This is a genomic window from Streptomyces sp. NBC_00236, from assembly GCF_036195045.1.
Taxonomy (GTDB): domain Bacteria; phylum Actinomycetota; class Actinomycetes; order Streptomycetales; family Streptomycetaceae; genus Streptomyces.
Genome location: NZ_CP108100.1, coordinates 1,721,231 through 1,738,949, shown reverse-complemented (window position 1 = coordinate 1,738,949; position 17,719 = coordinate 1,721,231). Strand labels below are relative to the sequence as shown.

Sequence of the window (17,719 nt, the reverse complement as noted above, 5' to 3'; positions counted from 1 at the left end):
CGCGGGCCGGGGAACGAGCCCCGGTCAGCCGTGCGTCGTGTCGATGACGCAGAAGCGGTTGCCCTCGGTGTCCGCGAGGACCACGAAGTCCGGGTCCGGCGGGTACAGCTTCCAGTCGACCCGGACGGCGCCGAGCGCGAGCAGCCGGGCCACCTCGGTGTCCTGCTCCTCGGTGTACAGGTCGACGTGGACCCGGGGGACCTCCTGCACCGGGACATCGCTCAGGCCCAGCGACACCGCCGGTCCGGGTCCCTCTGCCGGGACCAGCACGACCCAGTCCTCGGCGAGCGGCTCGCGCTCGACGTAACCGAGCGCCGCCTTCCAGAACGCCGCCGCACGCCGTACGTCCGACGCGCCCATCACCACGCTTCCGATATGCATGGGACGAGCCTTTCACGCCGCAGGCCCGGCACGCTCCGAGGAGCGAACCGGGCCTGCGAGGCGTACCGCTGACGGGGGGTCAGGCGGACGCCGGCGGGTACAGGGCGCGCGGCAGCTGCGAGGCCGCCGCCGCGTCCAGCAGCCACAACGTCCGGCTGCGACCGTAGGCACCGGCAGCCGGGGCCTGGATCTCCCCGGCACCCGACAGGGCGATGGCCGCGGCCTCCGCCTTGTCCTCGCCCGCGGCGAGCAGCCACACCTCGCGTGCCGCCCGGATGGCGGGCAGCGTCAGCGAGACGCGGACGGGCGGCGGCTTGGGCGCCCCGTGCACACCGACGACGGTGCGCTCGGTCTCCCGTACCGCGGGCAGCTCCGGGAAGAGCGAGGCCACATGCGTGTCGGGGCCGACGCCCAGCATCAGCACGTCGAACACCGGCACCGGACCGTGGTCCTCCGGACCGGCCGCGGCGGCCAGTTCGGCGGCGTACGCGGCCGCTGCCGCATCGACGTCCTGGCCGCAGGGCCCGTCCGACGCGGGCATCGCGTGCACCCGGGACGGGTCGAGCGGCACCGAGTCCAGCAGGGCCTTGCGGGCCTGCGTGACATTGCGCTCCGGATCGCCGTCCGGCAGGAACCGCTCGTCGCCCCACCACAGGTCGAGCCGCGACCAGTCGATCGCGTCCCGGGCGGGCGCGTCGGCGAGCGCGGCCAGCAGGCCGTTGCCGTTACGGCCGCCGGTGAGCACCACCGAGGCGTGACCGCGTGCGGCCTGGGCGTCCACGATCTTCGTGATCAGCCGGGCCGCCGCGGCCTGCGCCATCAGCTCCTTGTCGCGGTGCACGACGAGCTGCGGGACGACGCTCACTTCGACGCCGCCTTCTTCGCCGGCGCGGCCGTCTTCTTGGCGGCGGGCGCGGTCTGGCCGGAAGGTGCGGCGGCCTTGGGCTTCGCCGCCTCCCCGAGCCGCTCCACGCCGAACTTCACCGACGACTCGTACGTGTTGTCCGGGTCGAGCCGGCGGAGCTCCTCGGCGAGCAGCTCCGCGGTCTCCCGGCGCTTGAGCGCCACCGCGCGGTCCGGCTGACCCACCATGGAGAGGGTGGCCAGCGAACCGTCGGCCCGGTCCAGCACGATCGTGCCGGACTTGGTCTCCATCCGGACGGCCGTCAGACCGGGGCCGCCGGACATGGTGCGCTCGACCGGGACCTGGAGCCGGTCCGCGAGCCACATGGCCAGCAGCTCGCAGCTCGGGTTCTCGGCCTCGCCCTCGACCGTCGCCGAGACGACGTCCACGGCCTGCTGGTCGAGTGCGGCGGCCAGCATCGACCGCCACGGCGTGATCCGGGTCCAGGACAGGTCCGTGTCCCCGGGGGTGTACGACTTCGCGCGCACCGACAGTTCGGCGCTCGGCTGCTCCGCCGAGTAGGCGTCCGTGATCCGGCGCTGGGCGAGCGCGCCCAGCGGGTCCTTCGCCGGATCGGCGGGCGCGGCCTCCGGCCACCAGACCACGACCGGGGCGTCCGGCAGCAGCAGTGGCAGGACGACCGACTGGGCGTGGTTGGCCAGTTCGCCGTGGAGCCGCAGCACCACGGTCTCGCCGGTACCCGCGTCGGAGCCGACCCGGACCTCGGCGTCCAGCCGGGCGTCACGCCGGTTGCGCGGCGAACGGCTGACCCGCTTGATCACCGCGATGATCCGGGAAGGGTGCTCGCGCGAGGCGTCGCCCGCCGACTTGAGAGCGTCGTAGGCGTTCTCCTCGTCGGTGACGATGACCAGCGTGAGCACCATGCCGATCGCCGGGGTGCCGATGGCACGACGGGCCGACACCAGCGCCTGGTTGATCTTGCTGGAAGTGGTTTCCGTGAGATCGATCTTCATGGCCGGCGCCAGCTCCGTCCGTCTCGTGCGAGCATCTCGTCCGCCTCGGCCGGGCCCCAGGTGCCCGCCGGGTACTGCGCGGGCTTGCCGTGCTTGTCCCAGTACTGCTCGATCGGGTCGAGGATGTTCCAGGAGAGTTCGACCTCCTGGTGGCGGGGGAAGAGGTTGGCGTCGCCGAGCAGCACATCGAGGATGAGCCGCTCGTAGGCCTCCGGGCTGGACTCGGTGAAGGACTCGCCGTAGGCGAAGTCCATCGTCACGTCCCGGACCTCCATCGAGGTGCCGGGCACCTTGGAGCCGAACCGCACGGTCACGCCCTCGTCCGGCTGGACCCGGATGACCAGGGCGTTGCCGCCCAGCTCCTCCGTCGCCCCGGACTCGAACGGGAGGTACGGGGCGCGCTTGAAGACGACCGCGATCTCCGTGACCCGGCGGCCGAGCCGCTTTCCGGTACGGAGGTAGAACGGCACGCCCGCCCAGCGGCGGTTGTTGATCGTCAGCTTGATCGCGGCGAAGGTGTCGGTCTTCGACTTGGGGTCGATACCGTCCTCCTCCAGATAGCCGAGGACCTCTTCGCCGCCCTGCCACGCGTGCGCGTACTGACCGCGCACGGTGTGCTTGCCCAGGTCGTCCGGCAGCTCGACGGCCGTGAGCACCTTGAGCTTCTCGGCGACCAGGGCCTTCGGGTGGAAGGAGCCGGGCTCCTCCATCGCGGTCAGCGCCAGCAGCTGGAGCAGGTGGTTCTGGATGACGTCACGGGCTGCGCCGATGCCGTCGTAGTACCCGGCCCGGCCGCCGATGCCGATGTCCTCGGCCATCGTGATCTGGACGTGGTCGACGTAGCTCCGGTTCCAGATCGGCTCGAACATCGTGTTGGCGAACCGCAGCGCCAGGATGTTCTGGACCGTCTCCTTGCCCAGGTAGTGGTCGATCCGGAAGACCTCGTTGGGCGGGAACACGTCGTGCACGAGCTGGTTGAGCTCCTGCGCGCTCGTCAGGTCGTGACCGAAGGGCTTCTCGATGACGGCACGCCGCCAGGAACCCTCCTTCTGGTCGGCGAGCCCGTGCTTCTTGAGCTGCTGGACGACCTTGGGGAAGAACTTCGGCGGCACGGAGAGGTAGAAGGCGAAGTTGCCGCCCGTCCCCTGCGCCTGGTCGAGCTCCTGGATGGTGGCCTTCAGGGTCTCGAAGGCCTCGTCGTCGTCGAAGTTGCCCTGGACGAAGCGCATCCCCTGGATGAGCTGCTGCCAGACCTCTTCGCGGAACGGCGTACGGGCGTGCTGCTTGACGGCGTCGTGGACCTCCTGTGCGAAGTCCTCGTCCTGCCACTCGCGGCGCGCGAAACCGATGAGCGAGAAGCCCGGCGGCAGAAGGCCACGATTGGCCAGGTCGTAGACGGCGGGCATCAGCTTTTTACGGGACAAATCGCCCGTGACGCCAAAGATGACCAGGCCCGACGGCCCCGCGATACGCGGGAGCCGTCGGTCCTGGGCGTCACGGAGCGGGTTGGCTCCGGGAACACCAGACAAAGTGGTCAGCCCTCCGAAGGGGCGAGGCGCTTGAGCTCTGCCTCGGTCGAGTTGAGCAGGTCGATCCAGGCGGCCTCGAACTTCTCGACGCCCTCGTCCTCGAGGAGCTGGACGACGTCGTCGTACGAGACACCCAGCTTCTCGACGGCGTCGAGCTCGGCACGGGCCTGCTCGTAGGTGCCGGCGATGGTGTTGCCCGTGATCTGCCCGTGGTCCGCGGTCGCTTCCAGCGTGGCCTCGGGCATGGTGTTCACCGTGCCGGGGGCGACCAGGTCGTCCACGTACAGCGTGTCCTTGTACGCGGGGTCCTTCACGCCGGTGGAGGCCCACAGCGGACGCTGCTTGTTGGCGTGCGCCTTGTCGAGCGCGGCCCAGCGGTCCGAGGAGAAGACCTCCTCGAACGCCTGGTAGGCGAGCCGGGCGTTGGCGAGGGCCGCCTTGCCCTTCAGCGCCTTGGCCTCGTCGGTGCCGACCGCGTCGAGACGCTTGTCGATCTCGGAGTCCACGCGGGAGACGAAGAACGAAGCCACCGAGTGGATCTTGGAGAGGTCCAGGCCCGCGGCCTTCGCCTTCTCCAGACCCGCCAGGTAGGCGTCCATGACCTCGCGGTAGCGCTCCAGCGAGAAGATCAGCGTGACGTTGACGCTGATGCCCTTGCCGATGACCTCGGTGATCGCCGGCAGACCGGCCTTCGTCGCCGGGATCTTGATGAGCGTGTTCGGCCGGTCCACCAGCCAGGCCAGCTGCTTGGCCTCGGCGACCGTGGCCGCCGTGTGGTGGGCCAGACGCGGGTCGACCTCGATGGAGACCCGGCCGTCCTGGCCCTCGGTGGCGTCGAAGACGGGACGCAGGATGTCGGCGGCGTCACGGACGTCCGCCGTCGTGATCATGCGGATGGCCTCGTCCACGGTGACCTTGCGGGTGGCGAGGTCGGTGAGCTGCTGCTCGTAACCGTCACCGTGCGAGATCGCCTTCTGGAAGATCGAGGGGTTGGTGGTGACACCCACGACGTGGCTCTGGTCGATCAGCTCGGCGAGGTTGCCCGAGGTGATCCGCTTGCGCGAAAGATCGTCGAGCCAGATCGCCACGCCCTCGTCGGAGAGGCGCTTGAGTGCGTCTGTCATGAGAATTGCATCTCCTACTAGTCGTATAACGGCGTCAGCGCGTGACGGCGGCGAGAGATTCCCGGGCGGCGGCCGCGACGGCCTCGCCGGTGAAGCCGAACTCGCGGAAGAGGACCTTGGCGTCGGCCGAGGCACCGAAGTGCTCCAGCGAGACGATCCGGCCGGCGTCCCCGACGTAGCGGTACCAGGTCAGACCGATGCCCGCCTCGACGGCCACGCGGGCCTTGACGGACGGCGGCAGGACGCTGTCCTTGTACGCCTGGTCCTGCTCCTCGAACCACTCGACACACGGCATCGACACCACACGGGTCGGGATGCCGGCGGCCTGGAGCTCCTCACGCGCCTCGACGGCGAGGTGCACCTCGGAGCCCGTACCGATCAGCAGGACCTGGGGCGCTGCGCTGTGCCCGTCGGCCGTCTCGGCCTCGAACAGGACGTAGCCGCCCTTGACCGCGTTCTCGTTCGCCTCGTACGTCGGCACACCCTGGCGGGTCAGCGCCAGACCGTGCGGAGCGCCCTTGCCGAACACCTTGGTGTAGCGGCGCAGGATCTCGCGCCAGGCGAGGGAGGTCTCGTTGGCGTCGGCCGGGCGGACCACGTTCAGGCCCGGGATCGCGCGCAGCGAGGCGATGTGCTCCACCGGCTGGTGGGTCGGGCCGTCCTCGCCGAGACCGATCGAGTCGTGCGTCCACACGTACGTCACCGGCAGGTGCATCAGCGCGGACAGCCGCACGGCGTTGCGCATGTAGTCGGAGAACACCAGGAAGGTGCCGCCGTAGATGCGGGTGTTGCCGTGCAGCGCGATGCCGTTCATGGCCGCGGCCATGGCGTGCTCGCGGATGCCGAAGTGGATCGTGCGGCCGTACGGGTCGGCCTCCGGCAGCGGGTTGCCGGCCGGGAGGAACGACGAGGTCTTGTCGATCGTGGTGTTGTTCGAGCCCGCGAGGTCGGCGGAGCCGCCCCACAGCTCGGGCACGATCTCACCGAGGGCCTGGAGCACCTTGCCGGAGGCGGCGCGGGTGGCGACGCCCTTGCCGGGCTCGAAGACGGGGAGCTTGTCCTCCCAGCCCTCGGGCAGCTCGCCCGCGGAGATCCGGTCGAACTCGGCGGCGCGCTCCGGGTTGGCGGTGCGCCACGCGGCGAAGGTCTTCTCCCACTCGGCCTTGGCCTCGCGGCCGCGGTCCAGTGCCTCACGGGTGTGCGCGATGACCTCGTCGGCGACCTCGAAGGTCTTCTCCGGGTCGAAGCCCAGGACCCGCTTGGTCGCGGCGACCTCGTCGTCGCCGAGCGCGGAGCCGTGCGAGGCCTCGGTGTTCTGGGCGTGCGGTGCGGGCCAGGCGATGATCGAGCGGGCCGCGATGAACGACGGGCGCTCGGTCTCGGCCTTGGCGGCCAGCAGCGCCTTGTACAGACCCGCCGGGTCCAGGTCGCCGCTGGGCAGCTGGTCGACGCGCTGGACGTGCCAGCCGTACGCCTCGTAGCGCTTCAGGGTGTCCTCGGAGACCGCGGTCTCCGTGTCGCCCTCGATGGAGATGTGGTTGTCGTCCCAGAGCAGGACCAGGTTGCCCAGCTTCTGGTGCCCGGCCAGCGAGGACGCCTCCGCGGAGATGCCCTCCTGGAGGCAGCCGTCGCCGGCGACGACCCACACCATGTGGTCGAAGGGGGAGGTGCCGGGGGCCGCCTCCGGGTCGAACAGGCCGCGCTCGTAGCGGGCGGCCATGGCCATGCCCACGGCGTTGGCGACACCCTGGCCCAGCGGGCCGGTCGTCGTCTCCACGCCGGTGGTGTGGCCGTACTCCGGGTGCCCCGGGGTCTTCGAGCCCCAGGTACGGAAGGCCTTCAGGTCATCGAGCTCCAGGCCGTACCCGGCCAGGTAGAGCTGGATGTAGAGGGTCAGGCTGGTGTGGCCCGCCGAGAGCACGAACCGGTCGCGGCCGGTCCACTCCGCGTCGGCGGGGTCGTGCCGCATCACCTTCTGGAAAATGGTGTACGCGGCGGGAGCCAGGCTCATGGCCGTACCCGGGTGGCCGTTTCCGACCTTCTGTACGGCGTCCGCGGCGAGGACGCGGACGGTGTCCACGGCCCGCTGGTCCAATTCGGTCCACTGGAGGTCTGTGGTGGTCGGCTTGGTGCTCACCCTGAGTCAGGGCTCCTCTCCACTGTCGTAAACCGGTGACTGTGACCGCACCGGGCATTGCCGAGCCTACCCCCGTCAGGACCCGCGATTTCCGGCTCCTTCCAGGGTGCGGGCGGCCCGTCGAATCCGCCTCCCGTATGAGCGCGGGGCCTCACCGATGGGCCCTCTCCGATGAGCGTGAGGGCTCACTCCTGAGGCCTCCGATGAGCGCCGGGAGCCACTCCTGAGACGCCCTCGCCGAGTGGTCCGGAGCACATCTGTACGAGCGTGCGTGCGCTCCTGGCGCCCCGCGGCCCGCAAGGGCCCGTGCGGGCGTTCGCGCATGTGCCGCGGCAACGCCCCGCGCCACATCAACACGAGCCCACCCCCGCGAAGGACGGCCTGTCCCCAACGTCTACAGTGGTCTGGTTCGCGCAAGTCTTTACCGGGCCTACACGCCCGGAGCTTGCTGGGATTTCTCTGTCAGGGGTGTGCGTGACGGCCGTCGAGTCCCGACCCGCAGGGGTCGCCTTGACTCCGGGCCCAGGGGGCCATCGCCCATTCGGGGCCCGTGTCAAGGCATTCGTGGCACTGACCAAGCCTCGGATCATCGAGCTGTTGCTGATCACCACTGTTCCGGTGATGTTCCTGGCCGCTCAGGGTGTACCCGACCTGTGGCTCGTGCTCACTACCACCATCGGCGGATACCTGTCCGCCGGCGGTGCCAATGCACTGAACATGTACATCGACCGCGACATCGACGCGTTGATGGACCGTACGTCGCAGCGCCCGCTGGTCACCGGAATGGTGAGCCCGCGCGAGTGCCTGGCCTTCGGTATCGCCCTCGCGGTGATCTCGACGGTCTGGTTCGGGCTGCTGGTGAACTGGCTGTCGGCGGCACTGTCGCTCGGCGCCCTGCTCTTCTACGTCGTCGTGTACACGATGATCCTGAAGCGCCGTACCTCGCAGAACATCGTCTGGGGCGGTATCGCGGGCTGCATGCCGGTGCTCATCGGCTGGTCCGCCGTGACGAACTCGATGTCCTGGGCCGCGGTGATCCTCTTCGCCGTCATCTTCTTCTGGACGCCGCCGCACTACTGGCCGCTGTCCATGAAGGTGAAGGACGACTACGCACGGGTCGGCGTTCCGATGCTGCCGGTCATTGCCTCCAACCGGGTGGTGGCCCGCCAGATCGTCCTCTACAGCTGGGTGATGGTGGCCGTCTCGCTGCTGCTGACCCCGCTGGGCTACACCGGCTGGTTCTACACGGTGGTGGCGGTGCTGACCGGTGGCTTCTGGCTCTGGGAGGCGCACGCCCTGCTGAGCCGGGCCAAGTCCGGCGTGACCGGCGGGAAGCTCAAGGAGATGCGGCTGTTCCACTGGTCGATCACCTATGTGTCCCTGCTGTTCGTCGCCGTGGCGGTGGACCCCTTCCTGCGGTAGCACCTCCTCCGTACGACCTGCCGACGGGCGGGGAGCGTGGCACAGGCCACGCTCCCCGCCCGTCGCACGTTGATCTACCCATCGGTAGCATCTGGTGCATGGCAGAGACGGCTGAGACCCAGCAGGTGGACAGCAAGCAGGCGGCACGCGCGGAGCGCAGGGCGGCCAGGCTGGCCAAGCAGATCGGTGCGTTCGCGAAGGCGCACGGCGGTGCCGAGGGGCAGCTCGCCTACATCGGGCAGATGGGCACCCGCATCGTCCTCGTCGGTGAGGACGGGGGCTGGGGCGACCTCGTCGCCCCCTCGTACGCGGTCGCCGAGAGCGCCGCGCGGAAGTCCGGGATCACGATGCACGAGTCCTTCGACGGCGAGTTCGCCGCGAAGGTCCACACGGGCCCGTACGAGTGGACCCGCATGGCCGGCATCCAGATCGGCGGCCCGGCGAACAAGGCCTGAGGAACGGCCGCCAACGCATCAGGGGCTCCCCCGCAGGACGGCGTACCAGCCGTGCGGGGGAGCCCCTGACGCGTTGGGCGAGGGGGGTGCGGGCTCAGCCCGCCGCAGCCGGCTCCGGCTGCTCGGCCGCCGGGCCCGGAACCGCGGCGACAGCCACCGGCCGCTCACGCAGCGACAGCAGGACGCGGACCACGCCGATCCAGACCAGGCACGAGCCGAACATGTGCACCCCGACCAGGATCTCGGGGGTGTCGTTGAAGTACTGCACGTACCCGATCACGCCCTGCGCCATCAGGATCACGAACAGGTCCCGGGCGCGGTGCAGCGGGCCCACGGGCGCGTCGACGGCCTTCAGGACGAACCAGAGTGCGACGGTCAGCGCCACCACGACCCACGCCAGGTCGGCGTGGAGCTGCGCGATCATCTTCCAGTCGATCGGGATGCGGTGGACGTCGCTGGAGTCACCGGCGTGCCGCCCGGCCCCCGTGACCACCGTGCCGACCGCGATCAGCAGCCCGGCGGCGACCGCCAGCAGCCAGGTCAGCTGTGCGACGGCCTTGCCCACCAGGGGGCGCGGCGCCTCGTCACCCTCCCGGACCCGCTGCCAGGTCACCAGGGCGATCGTGAGCAGTGCGGTGGAGAGCAGGAAGTGTGCCGCGACGGTGTACGGGTTGAGGCCGACGAGCACCACGATGCCGCCGAGCACGGCGTTGCCCATGACCACCCAGAACTGCGTCCAGCCGAGCCGGGTGAGGCTGCGGCGCCACGGCTTGGCGGACCGGGCGGCGATGATCGCCCACCCGACCGCCGCGCACAGGACGTAGGTGAGCATCCGGTTGCCGAACTCGATGACGCCGTGGAAGCCCATCTCACTGGTCGTCGTCAGGCTGTCGTCGGTGCACTTGGGCCAGGTCGGGCAGCCGAGGCCGGAACCGGTCAGCCGCACGGCACCGCCGGTGACGACGATGACGACGGTCATGACGACGGCCGACATCGCCGCACGGCGGACGGTCCGGGGGGACGGCGTCCAGCGCTCGGCGATGTAGAGCAGCGGATTCCGTACGGCTTGAGCGACTTCGGCTCGGGTCAGCTTGGGCACGCGCACCATCGTAGGCGGCCGCTTGTGCAAGCTTTCACGAGGGGGACGATTACCCCGAACCCCTTACGGAACGCACCTGCGGGCTCACTCCCAGCGGAAGAACCTGGCCGCCGCGCCCAGCCCCAGCACCGTCCACACCGCGAGGATCCCCAGGTCGCCCCACGGCATCGCGGCGCCGTGCTGCAGCACGTCCCTCAGCCCGTCCGACAGGGCCGCGATCGGCAGCAGCCCCAGCACCGACTGCACCGCGTCCGGGAACTTGTCCAGCGGCACGATGACCCCGCCACCGACCAGCAGCAGCAGGAAGACCAGGTTGGCGGCGGCCAGCGTCGCCTCCGCCTTCAGCGTCCCGGCCATCAGCAGGCCCAGCCCGGAGAACGCGGCGGTGCCGAGGATCAGGAGCAGCAGCACGGCGAACGGGTTGCCGTGCGGCGACCAGCCCAGCGCGAAGGCGATCACCGTCAGCAGCACGACCTGGAGCACCTCGGTGACCAGGACCGCGAGCGTCTTGGCGGTCATCAGCGCCCATCGGGGCAGCGGTGAGGCGGCGAGCCGCTTGAGCACGCCGTAGCGCCGCTCGAAGCCGGTGGCGATGGCCTGGCCGGTGAACGCCGTGGACATCACGGCGAGGGCGAGAATGCCGGGCGTCAGGAAGTCGACCGACTCACCCGAGCCGGTGTCCACGATGTCGACCGCGCTGAACAGCACGAGCAGCAGCGTCGGGATGATCACCGTCAGCAGCAGCTGCTCGCCGTTGCGCAGCAGCATCCGGGTCTCCAGCGCGGTCTGCGCGGCGATCATGCGGGGCAGCGGGGCCGCGCCCGGCCGGGGGGCGTACGTACCGGCGCTCATGCGCGCAGCTCCTTGCCGGTCAGTTCGAGGAAGACGTCCTCCAGGGTGTGGCGCTCGACGGAGATGCCCTGGGGCATCACGCCGTGCTGGGCGCACCAGGAGGTCACGGTGGCCAGCAGCTGCGGGTCGACGTCGCCGGTGATGCGGTACGCGCCGGTCGTGAGCTCCGCGGCCGCCGTGCCGTCGGGCAGCGCCTTCAGCAGGGAGCCGAGGTCGAGGCCGGGGCGGCCGGTGAAACGAAGGGTGTTCTCGGCGCCGCCGCGGCACAGGGTCTCGGGGCTGCCCTGGGTGAGGAGCCGGCCGGCGTCGATGATGGCGACGTCGTCGGCGAGCTCCTCGGCCTCGTCCATGAAATGGGTGGTGAGGACGACGGAGACCCCGTCGGCGCGCAGCTCGCGCACGAGGTCCCAGGTGGAGCGGCGGGCCTGCGGGTCGAGGCCCGCGGTCGGCTCGTCCAGGAAGACCAGCTCGGGGCGGCCCACGACGGCCATCGCCAGGGCGAGCCGCTGCTGCTGGCCGCCGGAGAGCCGGCGGTAGGTGGTGCGGCCGCAGCCGCCGAGGCCCAGACGCTCGATGAGGGCGTCCACGTCCAGGGGGTGGGCGTGCAGTTTCGCCATGTGGCGGAGCATCTCGTCGGCGCGCGCGCCGGAGTAGACGCCGCCGGACTGGAGCATCACGCCGATGCGGGGGCGCAGACGCGCCGCGTCGGCGACCGGGTCGAGGCCGAGGACCCGGACCGTCCCGCCATCCGGACGGCGGTATCCCTCGCAGGTCTCGATCGTGGTGGTCTTGCCCGCGCCGTTGGGGCCGAGGACCGCGGTGACCGCACCGGCCCGGACGTCCAGGTCGAGGCCGTCCACCGCGGCCTTGCTGCCGTACCGCTTGACCAGGCCGCGGACCTGGACGACCGGGCCGGAGGGGGGTGGGGCGGGCTCGCTCTTCATGGGCGGTAAGTCTAGGCAGCCGTCCGCCGGGGCCCGGTCCGGGGGCTTGATTAGGTAACCCTAAGTGATGGATTCCACCCTTGATCGTTCCGGACCGTGGTTGTCAGAGCCGGAGGAATTACGCAACAATGGCGTTGTGAAATACGTTGGCGAGGCTCCGCAGGAGGAACTCGCGACCGGAGAGCGCTCGACGCGCAACCGGGTCGCGCGCTCCATCCTGGACCATGGCCCGTCCACCGTCGCCGACCTGGCGAAGCGCCTGGGACTCACCCAGGCAGCCGTCCGCCGCCACCTCGACGCCCTCGTCTCCGACGATGTCATCGAGGCCCGCGAGCAGCGGGTCTACGGGGCGCGGACCCGTGGCCGTCCGGCCAAGGTGTTCGCCCTGACCGACTGCGGCAGGGACGCCTTCGACCAGTCGTACGACAAGCTCGCCGCGGATGCCCTGCGCTGGATCGCCGAGACCTCGGGCGACGAAGCGGTCATGGCCTTCGCCCGGGCCAGGATCGCCGACCAGTCGGCGGCCTACCGCGCGGCCGTCGAGGCCGCGGCCCCCGAATCCCGTACGGAGGCGCTGGCCAAGGCCTTGTCCGCCGACGGGTACGCTGCTACGGCGCGCAGCGCGCCGGGCCCGCAGCAGGGTGAACAGCTGTGTCAGCACCACTGCCCGGTCGCACATGTCGCCGAGCAGTACCCGCAGCTGTGCGAGGCGGAGACGGAGTTCTTCTCCAGCCTCCTGGGGACCCATGTGCAGCGTCTGGCCACCATCGCCCACGGCGACGGGGTGTGTACGACGTACATTCCGCGCAGCGGGCACCCCACCCCACAGACCACTGATTCAGCATCTGCAAGAACGGCCGGGAGGAACCCCGCATGACGCTCCCTACGGAGACTGCCCACCCTGAGCTCGATGGCCTGGGCACGTACGAATTCGGCTGGGCCGACTCCGACGCGGCAGGCGCAGCGGCCAAGCGCGGCCTCTCCGAGGCCGTCGTCCGCGACATCTCGGAGAAGAAGAACGAGCCGGAGTGGATGCTGAAGCTGCGGCTCAAGGGCCTCAAGCTCTTCGGCAAGAAGCCCATGCCGAACTGGGGCTCGGACCTGTCGGGCATCGACTTCGACAACATCAAGTACTTCGTGCGTTCCACGGAGAAGCAGGCGGAGTCCTGGGAGGACCTGCCCGAGGACATCAAGAACACGTACGACAAGCTCGGCATCCCGGAGGCGGAGAAGCAGCGCCTCGTCGCCGGTGTCGCCGCGCAGTACGAGTCCGAGGTCGTCTACCACCAGATCAACGAGGAGCTGGAGGCGCAGGGTGTCATCTTCATGGACACCGACACCGCGCTGAAGGAGCACCCGGAGCTCTTCAAGGAGTACTTCGGCACCGTCATCCCCGTCGGTGACAACAAGTTCGCCTCGCTGAACTCGGCCGTGTGGTCGGGCGGCTCGTTCATCTACGTGCCGAAGGGCGTGCACGTCGAGATCCCGCTCCAGGCCTACTTCCGTATCAACACGGAGAACATGGGCCAGTTCGAGCGGACGCTGATCATCGTAGACGAGGACGCCTACGTCCACTACGTCGAGGGCTGCACCGCGCCGATCTACTCCTCGGACTCCCTGCACTCCGCGGTCGTCGAGATCATCGTGAAGAAGGGCGGCCGCTGCCGCTACACGACGATCCAGAACTGGTCGAACAACGTCTACAACCTGGTGACCAAGCGCGCCGTCGCCTACGAGGGCGCGACGATGGAGTGGGTCGACGGCAACATCGGCTCCAAGGTCACCATGAAGTACCCGGCCGTCTACCTCATGGGCGAGCACGCCAAGGGCGAGACCCTGTCCATCGCCTTCGCGGGCGAGGGCCAGCACCAGGACGCCGGCGCCAAGATGGTCCACATGGCTCCGAACACCTCGTCGAACATCGTCTCCAAGTCGGTGGCGCGAGGCGGCGGCCGTACCTCCTACCGCGGTCTCATCGAGATCGGCGAGGGCGCGCCCGGCTCGAAGTCCAATGTGCTCTGTGACGCGCTGCTGGTCGACACCATCTCGCGTTCCGACACCTACCCGTACGTCGACGTCCGCGAGGACGACGTGTCGATGGGTCACGAGGCGACCGTCTCCAAGGTCTCCGAGGACCAGCTCTTCTACCTGATGAGCCGCGGCATGACCGAGTTCGAGGCGATGGCGATGATCGTGCGCGGCTTCGTCGAGCCGATCGCGAAGGAACTCCCGATGGAGTACGCCCTCGAGCTCAACCGGCTGATCGAGCTGCAGATGGAGGGTTCGGTCGGCTAGTACGCCGATCGCCCGGATCCCCCTGATATCTGTCCGACTGAGAAAGAGAGCACCACGACAGCCATGGCTGAGGCTCAGAACATCCCTGCGGGCTCCACGACCGCCGGGTCCATCGCGGTGGCCGCCGAGTCGACCGTCGCCACGCGCATGAGCGCGCCCCCGTCCTTCGACGTCGCGGACTTCCCCGTCCCGCACGGTCGCGAGGAGGAGTGGCGGTTCACGCCGCTGGAGCGGCTGCGCGGGCTGCACGACGGCACGGCCGTCGCGGGCGGCGGCGGCGTGAAGGTCGCCATCGAGGCGCCCGCGGGCGTCACGGTCGAGACCGTCGGCCGCGACGACGCACGCCTCGGAAAGGCCGGTACGCCGGTGGACCGGGTCGCCGCGCAGGCGTACTCGTCCTTCGAGCAGGCCTCCGTCGTCACCGTCGCCAAGGAAGCCGTGCTCACCGAGCCGATCCGGATCGCCGTGCACGGCGAGGGCGGTGTGGCCTACGGCCACCAGGTCATCGAGCTGGGCGCCTTCGCCGAGGCCGTCGTCGTCATCGACCACACCGGTGACGCGGTGCTCGCCGCCAACGTCGACTACGTCCTCGGCGACGGTGCGAAGCTGACCGTCGTCTCCGTCCAGGACTGGGACGAGCAGGCCGTCCACGTCGGCCAGCACAACGCGCTGGTCGGCCGTGACGCCTCCTTCAAGTCCATCATCGTCACCTTCGGCGGCGACCTCGTCCGGCTCCACCCGCGGATCGCCTACGCGGGCCCCGGCGGTGAGGCCGAGCTCTTCGGTCTGTACTTCACCGACAAGGGCCAGCACCAGGAGCACCGCCTCCTGGTCGACCACAACACCCCGCACTGCAAGTCCAACGTGGCCTACAAGGGCGCGCTGCAGGGCGACGGCGCCCACGCCGTGTGGATCGGCGACGTCCTCATCCAGGCCGCGGCCGAGGGCACCGACACCTACGAGATGAACCGCAACCTGGTCCTCACGGACGGTGCGCGGGTCGACTCGGTGCCGAACCTGGAGATCGAGACCGGCGAGATCGTCGGCGCCGGTCACGCCTCCGCGACCGGCCGCTTCGACGACGAGCAGCTGTTCTACCTCCAGTCACGCGGCATCCCGGCCGAGGAGGCCCGCCGACTCGTCGTGCGCGGCTTCTTCGCCGAGCTGGTCCAGCAGATCGGTCTGCCGGACGTCGAAGCCCGCCTCCTCGACAAGATCGAGACCGAGCTGAAGGCGTCGGTCTGATGACCTTCGTCAAGGCGTGCGCGCTGAGCGAGCTGGAGGACGACACCCCGAAAAGGGTGGAGCTCGACGGCACGCCGGTGTCCGTCGTCCGCACCGAGGGCGAGGTGTTCGCGATCAACGACATCTGCTCGCACGCGAACGTGTCGCTGTCCGAGGGTGAGGTCGAGGACTGCATGATCGAGTGCTGGCTGCACGGATCGAGCTTCGACCTCCGTACCGGCAAGCCGTCCGGCCTTCCCGCGACGCGCCCCGTCCCCGTATACCCCGTCAAGATCGAAGGGGACGATGTGCTCGTCTCCGTCACCCAGGAGTCCTGAGTCACCCATGGCAACGCTTGAAATCCGCGACCTGCACGTCACCGTCGAGGCCGACAACGCCACGAAGGAGATCCTCAAGGGCGTCGACCTGACCGTGAAGCAGGGCGAGACCCACGCCATCATGGGCCCCAACGGGTCCGGCAAGTCCACCCTCGCGTACTCGCTCGCGGGTCACCCCAAGTACACGATCACCAGTGGAACGGTGACCCTGGACGGCGAGAACGTCCTGGACATGACCGTCGACGAGCGCGCCCGCGCCGGCCTGTTCCTCGCCATGCAGTACCCGGTCGAGATCCCCGGTGTCTCGGTCTCCAACTTCCTGCGTACCTCCGCCACCGCCGTCCGCGGCGAGGCGCCCAAGCTGCGTACCTGGGTGAAGGAGGTCAAGGAGACGATGGCCGGCCTCCAGATGGACCCGGCGTTCGCCGAGCGCAACGTCAACGAGGGCTTCTCCGGCGGTGAGAAGAAGCGCCACGAGATCCTTCAGCTGGAGCTCCTCAAGCCGAAGATCGCGATCCTCGACGAGACCGACTCCGGCCTGGACGTCGACGCGCTGAAGACCGTCTCCGAAGGAGTCAACCGGGTCCGCGAGTCCGGCGAGGTCGGCACCCTGCTGATCACGCACTACACGCGGATCCTCCGCTACATCAAGCCCGACTTCGTGCACGTCTTCGCCAACGGCCGCATCGCCGAGTCCGGCGGCGCCGAGCTCGCGGACAAGCTGGAGGACGAGGGCTACGAGGCCTACACGAAGGGTGGCGCTTCCGCGTGACACAGCTGCCGGGCCTCCTCGACACCGAGGCGATCCGCAAGGACTTCCCCCTGCTGGATCGTACGGTCCACGACGGTAAGAAGATCGTTTATCTGGACAGCGCTGCGACCTCGCAGAAGCCGCGCCAGGTGCTCGATGCCCTCAACGAGTACTACGAGCGGCACAACGCCAATGTGCACCGCGGCGTGTACACGATCGCGGAGGAGGCCACGGCGCTGTACGAGGGCGCCCGTGACAAGGTCGCCGCGTTCATCAACGCGCCCAGCCGCAACGAGGTGATCTTCACCAAGAACGCCTCGGAGTCGCTCAACCTCGTGGCCAACATGCTCGGCTGGGCCGACGAGCCCTACCGGGTCGACCACGAGACCGAGATCGTCACCACGGAGATGGAGCACCACTCCAACATCGTGCCGTGGCAGCTGCTCTCGCAGCGCACCGGCGCGAAGCTGAAGTGGTTCGGCATCACGGACGACGGCCGGCTGGACCTGTCCAACATCAACGAGATCATCACCGAGAAGACGAAGATCGTCTCCTTCACGCTGGTCTCGAACATCATGGGCACGATCAACCCGGTCGAGCAGATCGTCCGGCGCGCCCAGGAGGTCGGTGCACTGGTCTGCATCGACGCCTCGCAGGCCGCCCCGCACATGGTGCTCGACGTGCAGGCGCTCCAGGCCGACTTCGTGGCCTTCACCGGTCACAAGATGGTCGGCCCGACCGGCATCGGCGTGCTCTGGGGACGGCAGGAGCTCCTGGAGGACCTGCCGCCGTTCCTCGGCGGCGGCGAGATGATCGAGACCGTGTCGATGCACTCGTCGACGTACGCCCCCGCGCCGCACAAGTTCGAGGCCGGTACGCCCCCGATCGCCCAGGCAGTCGGCCTCGGTGCGGCCGTGGACTACCTCTCGGCGATCGGCATGGAGAACATCCACCGCCATGAGCAGGCCATCACCGCATACGCGGTGAAGCGCCTGCTGGAGGTCCCGGACCTCAGGATCATCGGTCCGGCCACCGCGGAGGACCGCGGCGCCACGATCTCCTTCACGCTCGGCGACATCCACCCGCACGACGTGGGCCAGGTGCTCGACGAGGAGGGCATCGCGGTCCGGGTCGGACACCACTGCGCACGGCCGGTCTGCCTGCGGTACGGAATTCCTGCGACGACGCGAGCGTCGTTCTATCTGTACTCCACGCCCGCCGAGGTCGACGCCCTGGTGGACGGTCTGAACCACGTCCGGAACTTTTTCGGTTAGACAGCGGCTGAGGGTT

Annotated in this window: 17 protein-coding genes; 8 read left to right on the top strand and 9 right to left on the bottom strand. The window is 69.5% G+C overall.

The window, feature by feature from the left end; genetic code table 11:
• Window positions 1–24: 24 nt before the first annotated feature.
• The 6 genes from OG446_RS07670 to tkt form a co-directional block, all read right to left on the bottom strand.
• Window positions 25–381: a VOC family protein gene (locus OG446_RS07670; protein ID WP_328893302.1), complete on the bottom strand. Its 357-nt coding sequence runs from the start codon at window positions 379–381 to the stop codon at window positions 25–27.
• A 79-nt stretch (window positions 382–460) separates the two neighbouring features.
• Complete coding sequence (gene pgl / locus OG446_RS07665) at window positions 461–1,246, bottom strand: 6-phosphogluconolactonase (protein WP_328893301.1); 786 nt, start codon at window positions 1,244–1,246, stop codon at window positions 461–463.
• Window positions 1,243–2,259, bottom strand: a complete 1,017-nt coding sequence (opcA, locus tag OG446_RS07660) for a glucose-6-phosphate dehydrogenase assembly protein OpcA (protein WP_328893300.1) — start codon at window positions 2,257–2,259, stop codon at window positions 1,243–1,245. The genes pgl and opcA overlap by 4 nt, the downstream gene beginning before the upstream one ends.
• Window positions 2,256–3,788 carry a glucose-6-phosphate dehydrogenase gene (gene zwf / locus OG446_RS07655; RefSeq protein ID WP_148015892.1) on the bottom strand — a complete coding sequence of 511 codons (1,533 nt, stop codon included), beginning with the start codon at window positions 3,786–3,788 and terminating at the stop codon, window positions 2,256–2,258. The genes opcA and zwf overlap by 4 nt, the downstream gene beginning before the upstream one ends.
• A 5-nt stretch (window positions 3,789–3,793) precedes the next feature.
• Window positions 3,794–4,912 (bottom strand): transaldolase, encoded by a 1,119-nt coding sequence (tal, locus tag OG446_RS07650; protein WP_328893299.1) that lies wholly within the window; start codon window positions 4,910–4,912, stop codon window positions 3,794–3,796.
• Window positions 4,913–4,946: 34 nt separating this feature from the next.
• A complete protein-coding gene (tkt, locus tag OG446_RS07645; protein WP_328893298.1) occupies window positions 4,947–7,049 on the bottom strand; it encodes a transketolase in 2,103 nt (700 codons plus the stop codon).
• A gap of 474 nt (window positions 7,050–7,523) precedes the next feature.
• Here tkt and OG446_RS07640 point away from each other — a divergent pair, with 474 nt between their 5' ends.
• Complete coding sequence (locus OG446_RS07640) at window positions 7,524–8,471, top strand: heme o synthase (RefSeq protein ID WP_328893297.1); 948 nt, start codon at window positions 7,524–7,526, stop codon at window positions 8,469–8,471.
• Between the two features lie 98 nt (window positions 8,472–8,569).
• Window positions 8,570–8,926: a hypothetical protein gene (locus OG446_RS07635; protein ID WP_328893296.1), complete on the top strand. Its 357-nt coding sequence runs from the start codon at window positions 8,570–8,572 to the stop codon at window positions 8,924–8,926.
• 94 nt (window positions 8,927–9,020) lie between these two features.
• Here OG446_RS07635 and OG446_RS07630 read toward each other — a convergent pair whose 3' ends face one another.
• From OG446_RS07630 to OG446_RS07620, 3 genes are all read right to left on the bottom strand, one after another.
• On the bottom strand, window positions 9,021–10,034 hold the full coding sequence (locus OG446_RS07630; RefSeq protein ID WP_328893295.1) for a COX15/CtaA family protein: 1,014 nt from the start codon (window positions 10,032–10,034) through the stop codon (window positions 9,021–9,023).
• 75 nt (window positions 10,035–10,109) lie between these two features.
• A complete protein-coding gene (locus OG446_RS07625) occupies window positions 10,110–10,877 on the bottom strand; it encodes an ABC transporter permease (protein WP_328893294.1) in 768 nt (255 codons plus the stop codon).
• Complete coding sequence (locus OG446_RS07620; RefSeq protein ID WP_328893293.1) at window positions 10,874–11,821, bottom strand: ABC transporter ATP-binding protein; 948 nt, start codon at window positions 11,819–11,821, stop codon at window positions 10,874–10,876. Before OG446_RS07620 ends, OG446_RS07625 begins: the two co-directional genes overlap by 4 nt.
• 136 nt (window positions 11,822–11,957) lie before the next feature.
• Between OG446_RS07620 and OG446_RS07615 the strand changes: the two genes are divergently transcribed.
• The 6 genes from OG446_RS07615 (at window position 11,958) to OG446_RS07590 (ending at window position 17,703) form a co-directional block, all read left to right on the top strand.
• A complete protein-coding gene (locus OG446_RS07615; RefSeq protein ID WP_328893292.1) occupies window positions 11,958–12,698 on the top strand; it encodes a helix-turn-helix transcriptional regulator in 741 nt (246 codons plus the stop codon).
• Entirely contained in the window at window positions 12,695–14,116 is a 1,422-nt protein-coding gene (gene sufB / locus OG446_RS07610; RefSeq protein ID WP_136328638.1) for a Fe-S cluster assembly protein SufB, read from the top strand. Before OG446_RS07615 ends, sufB begins: the two co-directional genes overlap by 4 nt.
• Window positions 14,117–14,179: 63 nt before the next feature.
• Complete coding sequence (gene sufD / locus OG446_RS07605; protein ID WP_326663574.1) at window positions 14,180–15,361, top strand: Fe-S cluster assembly protein SufD; 1,182 nt, start codon at window positions 14,180–14,182, stop codon at window positions 15,359–15,361.
• Complete coding sequence (locus OG446_RS07600; protein ID WP_136328637.1) at window positions 15,361–15,678, top strand: bifunctional 3-phenylpropionate/cinnamic acid dioxygenase ferredoxin subunit; 318 nt, start codon at window positions 15,361–15,363, stop codon at window positions 15,676–15,678. Before sufD ends, OG446_RS07600 begins: the two co-directional genes overlap by 1 nt.
• Before the next feature lie 7 nt (window positions 15,679–15,685).
• Window positions 15,686–16,450: a Fe-S cluster assembly ATPase SufC gene (gene sufC, locus OG446_RS07595; RefSeq protein ID WP_326663577.1), complete on the top strand. Its 765-nt coding sequence runs from the start codon at window positions 15,686–15,688 to the stop codon at window positions 16,448–16,450.
• Window positions 16,447–17,703, top strand: coding sequence for a cysteine desulfurase (locus OG446_RS07590; protein ID WP_148015902.1), 1,257 nt, complete (start codon window positions 16,447–16,449; stop codon window positions 17,701–17,703). Before sufC ends, OG446_RS07590 begins: the two co-directional genes overlap by 4 nt.
• Window positions 17,704–17,719: the final 16 nt, after the last annotated feature.

Excerpts from the sequence above, each read along its gene's own strand:
- OG446_RS07630 (WP_328893295.1), bottom strand. The coding sequence starts at position 10,034 with ATGGTGCGCGTGCCCAAGCTGACCCGAGCCGAAGTCGCTCAAGCCGTA.
- sufB (WP_136328638.1), top strand. The coding sequence starts at position 12,695 with ATGACGCTCCCTACGGAGACTGCCCACCCTGAGCTCGATGGCCTGGGC.
- OG446_RS07620 (WP_328893293.1), bottom strand. The coding sequence starts at position 11,821 with ATGAAGAGCGAGCCCGCCCCACCCCCCTCCGGCCCGGTCGTCCAGGTC.
- sufD (WP_326663574.1), top strand. The coding sequence starts at position 14,180 with ATGGCTGAGGCTCAGAACATCCCTGCGGGCTCCACGACCGCCGGGTCC.
- OG446_RS07670 (WP_328893302.1), bottom strand. The coding sequence starts at position 381 with ATGCATATCGGAAGCGTGGTGATGGGCGCGTCGGACGTACGGCGTGCG.
- OG446_RS07600 (WP_136328637.1), top strand. The coding sequence starts at position 15,361 with ATGACCTTCGTCAAGGCGTGCGCGCTGAGCGAGCTGGAGGACGACACC.
- tal (WP_328893299.1), bottom strand. The coding sequence starts at position 4,912 with ATGACAGACGCACTCAAGCGCCTCTCCGACGAGGGCGTGGCGATCTGG.
- OG446_RS07625 (WP_328893294.1), bottom strand. The coding sequence starts at position 10,877 with ATGAGCGCCGGTACGTACGCCCCCCGGCCGGGCGCGGCCCCGCTGCCC.
- opcA (WP_328893300.1), bottom strand. The coding sequence starts at position 2,259 with ATGAAGATCGATCTCACGGAAACCACTTCCAGCAAGATCAACCAGGCG.
- OG446_RS07635 (WP_328893296.1), top strand. The coding sequence starts at position 8,570 with ATGGCAGAGACGGCTGAGACCCAGCAGGTGGACAGCAAGCAGGCGGCA.
- sufC (WP_326663577.1), top strand. The coding sequence starts at position 15,686 with ATGGCAACGCTTGAAATCCGCGACCTGCACGTCACCGTCGAGGCCGAC.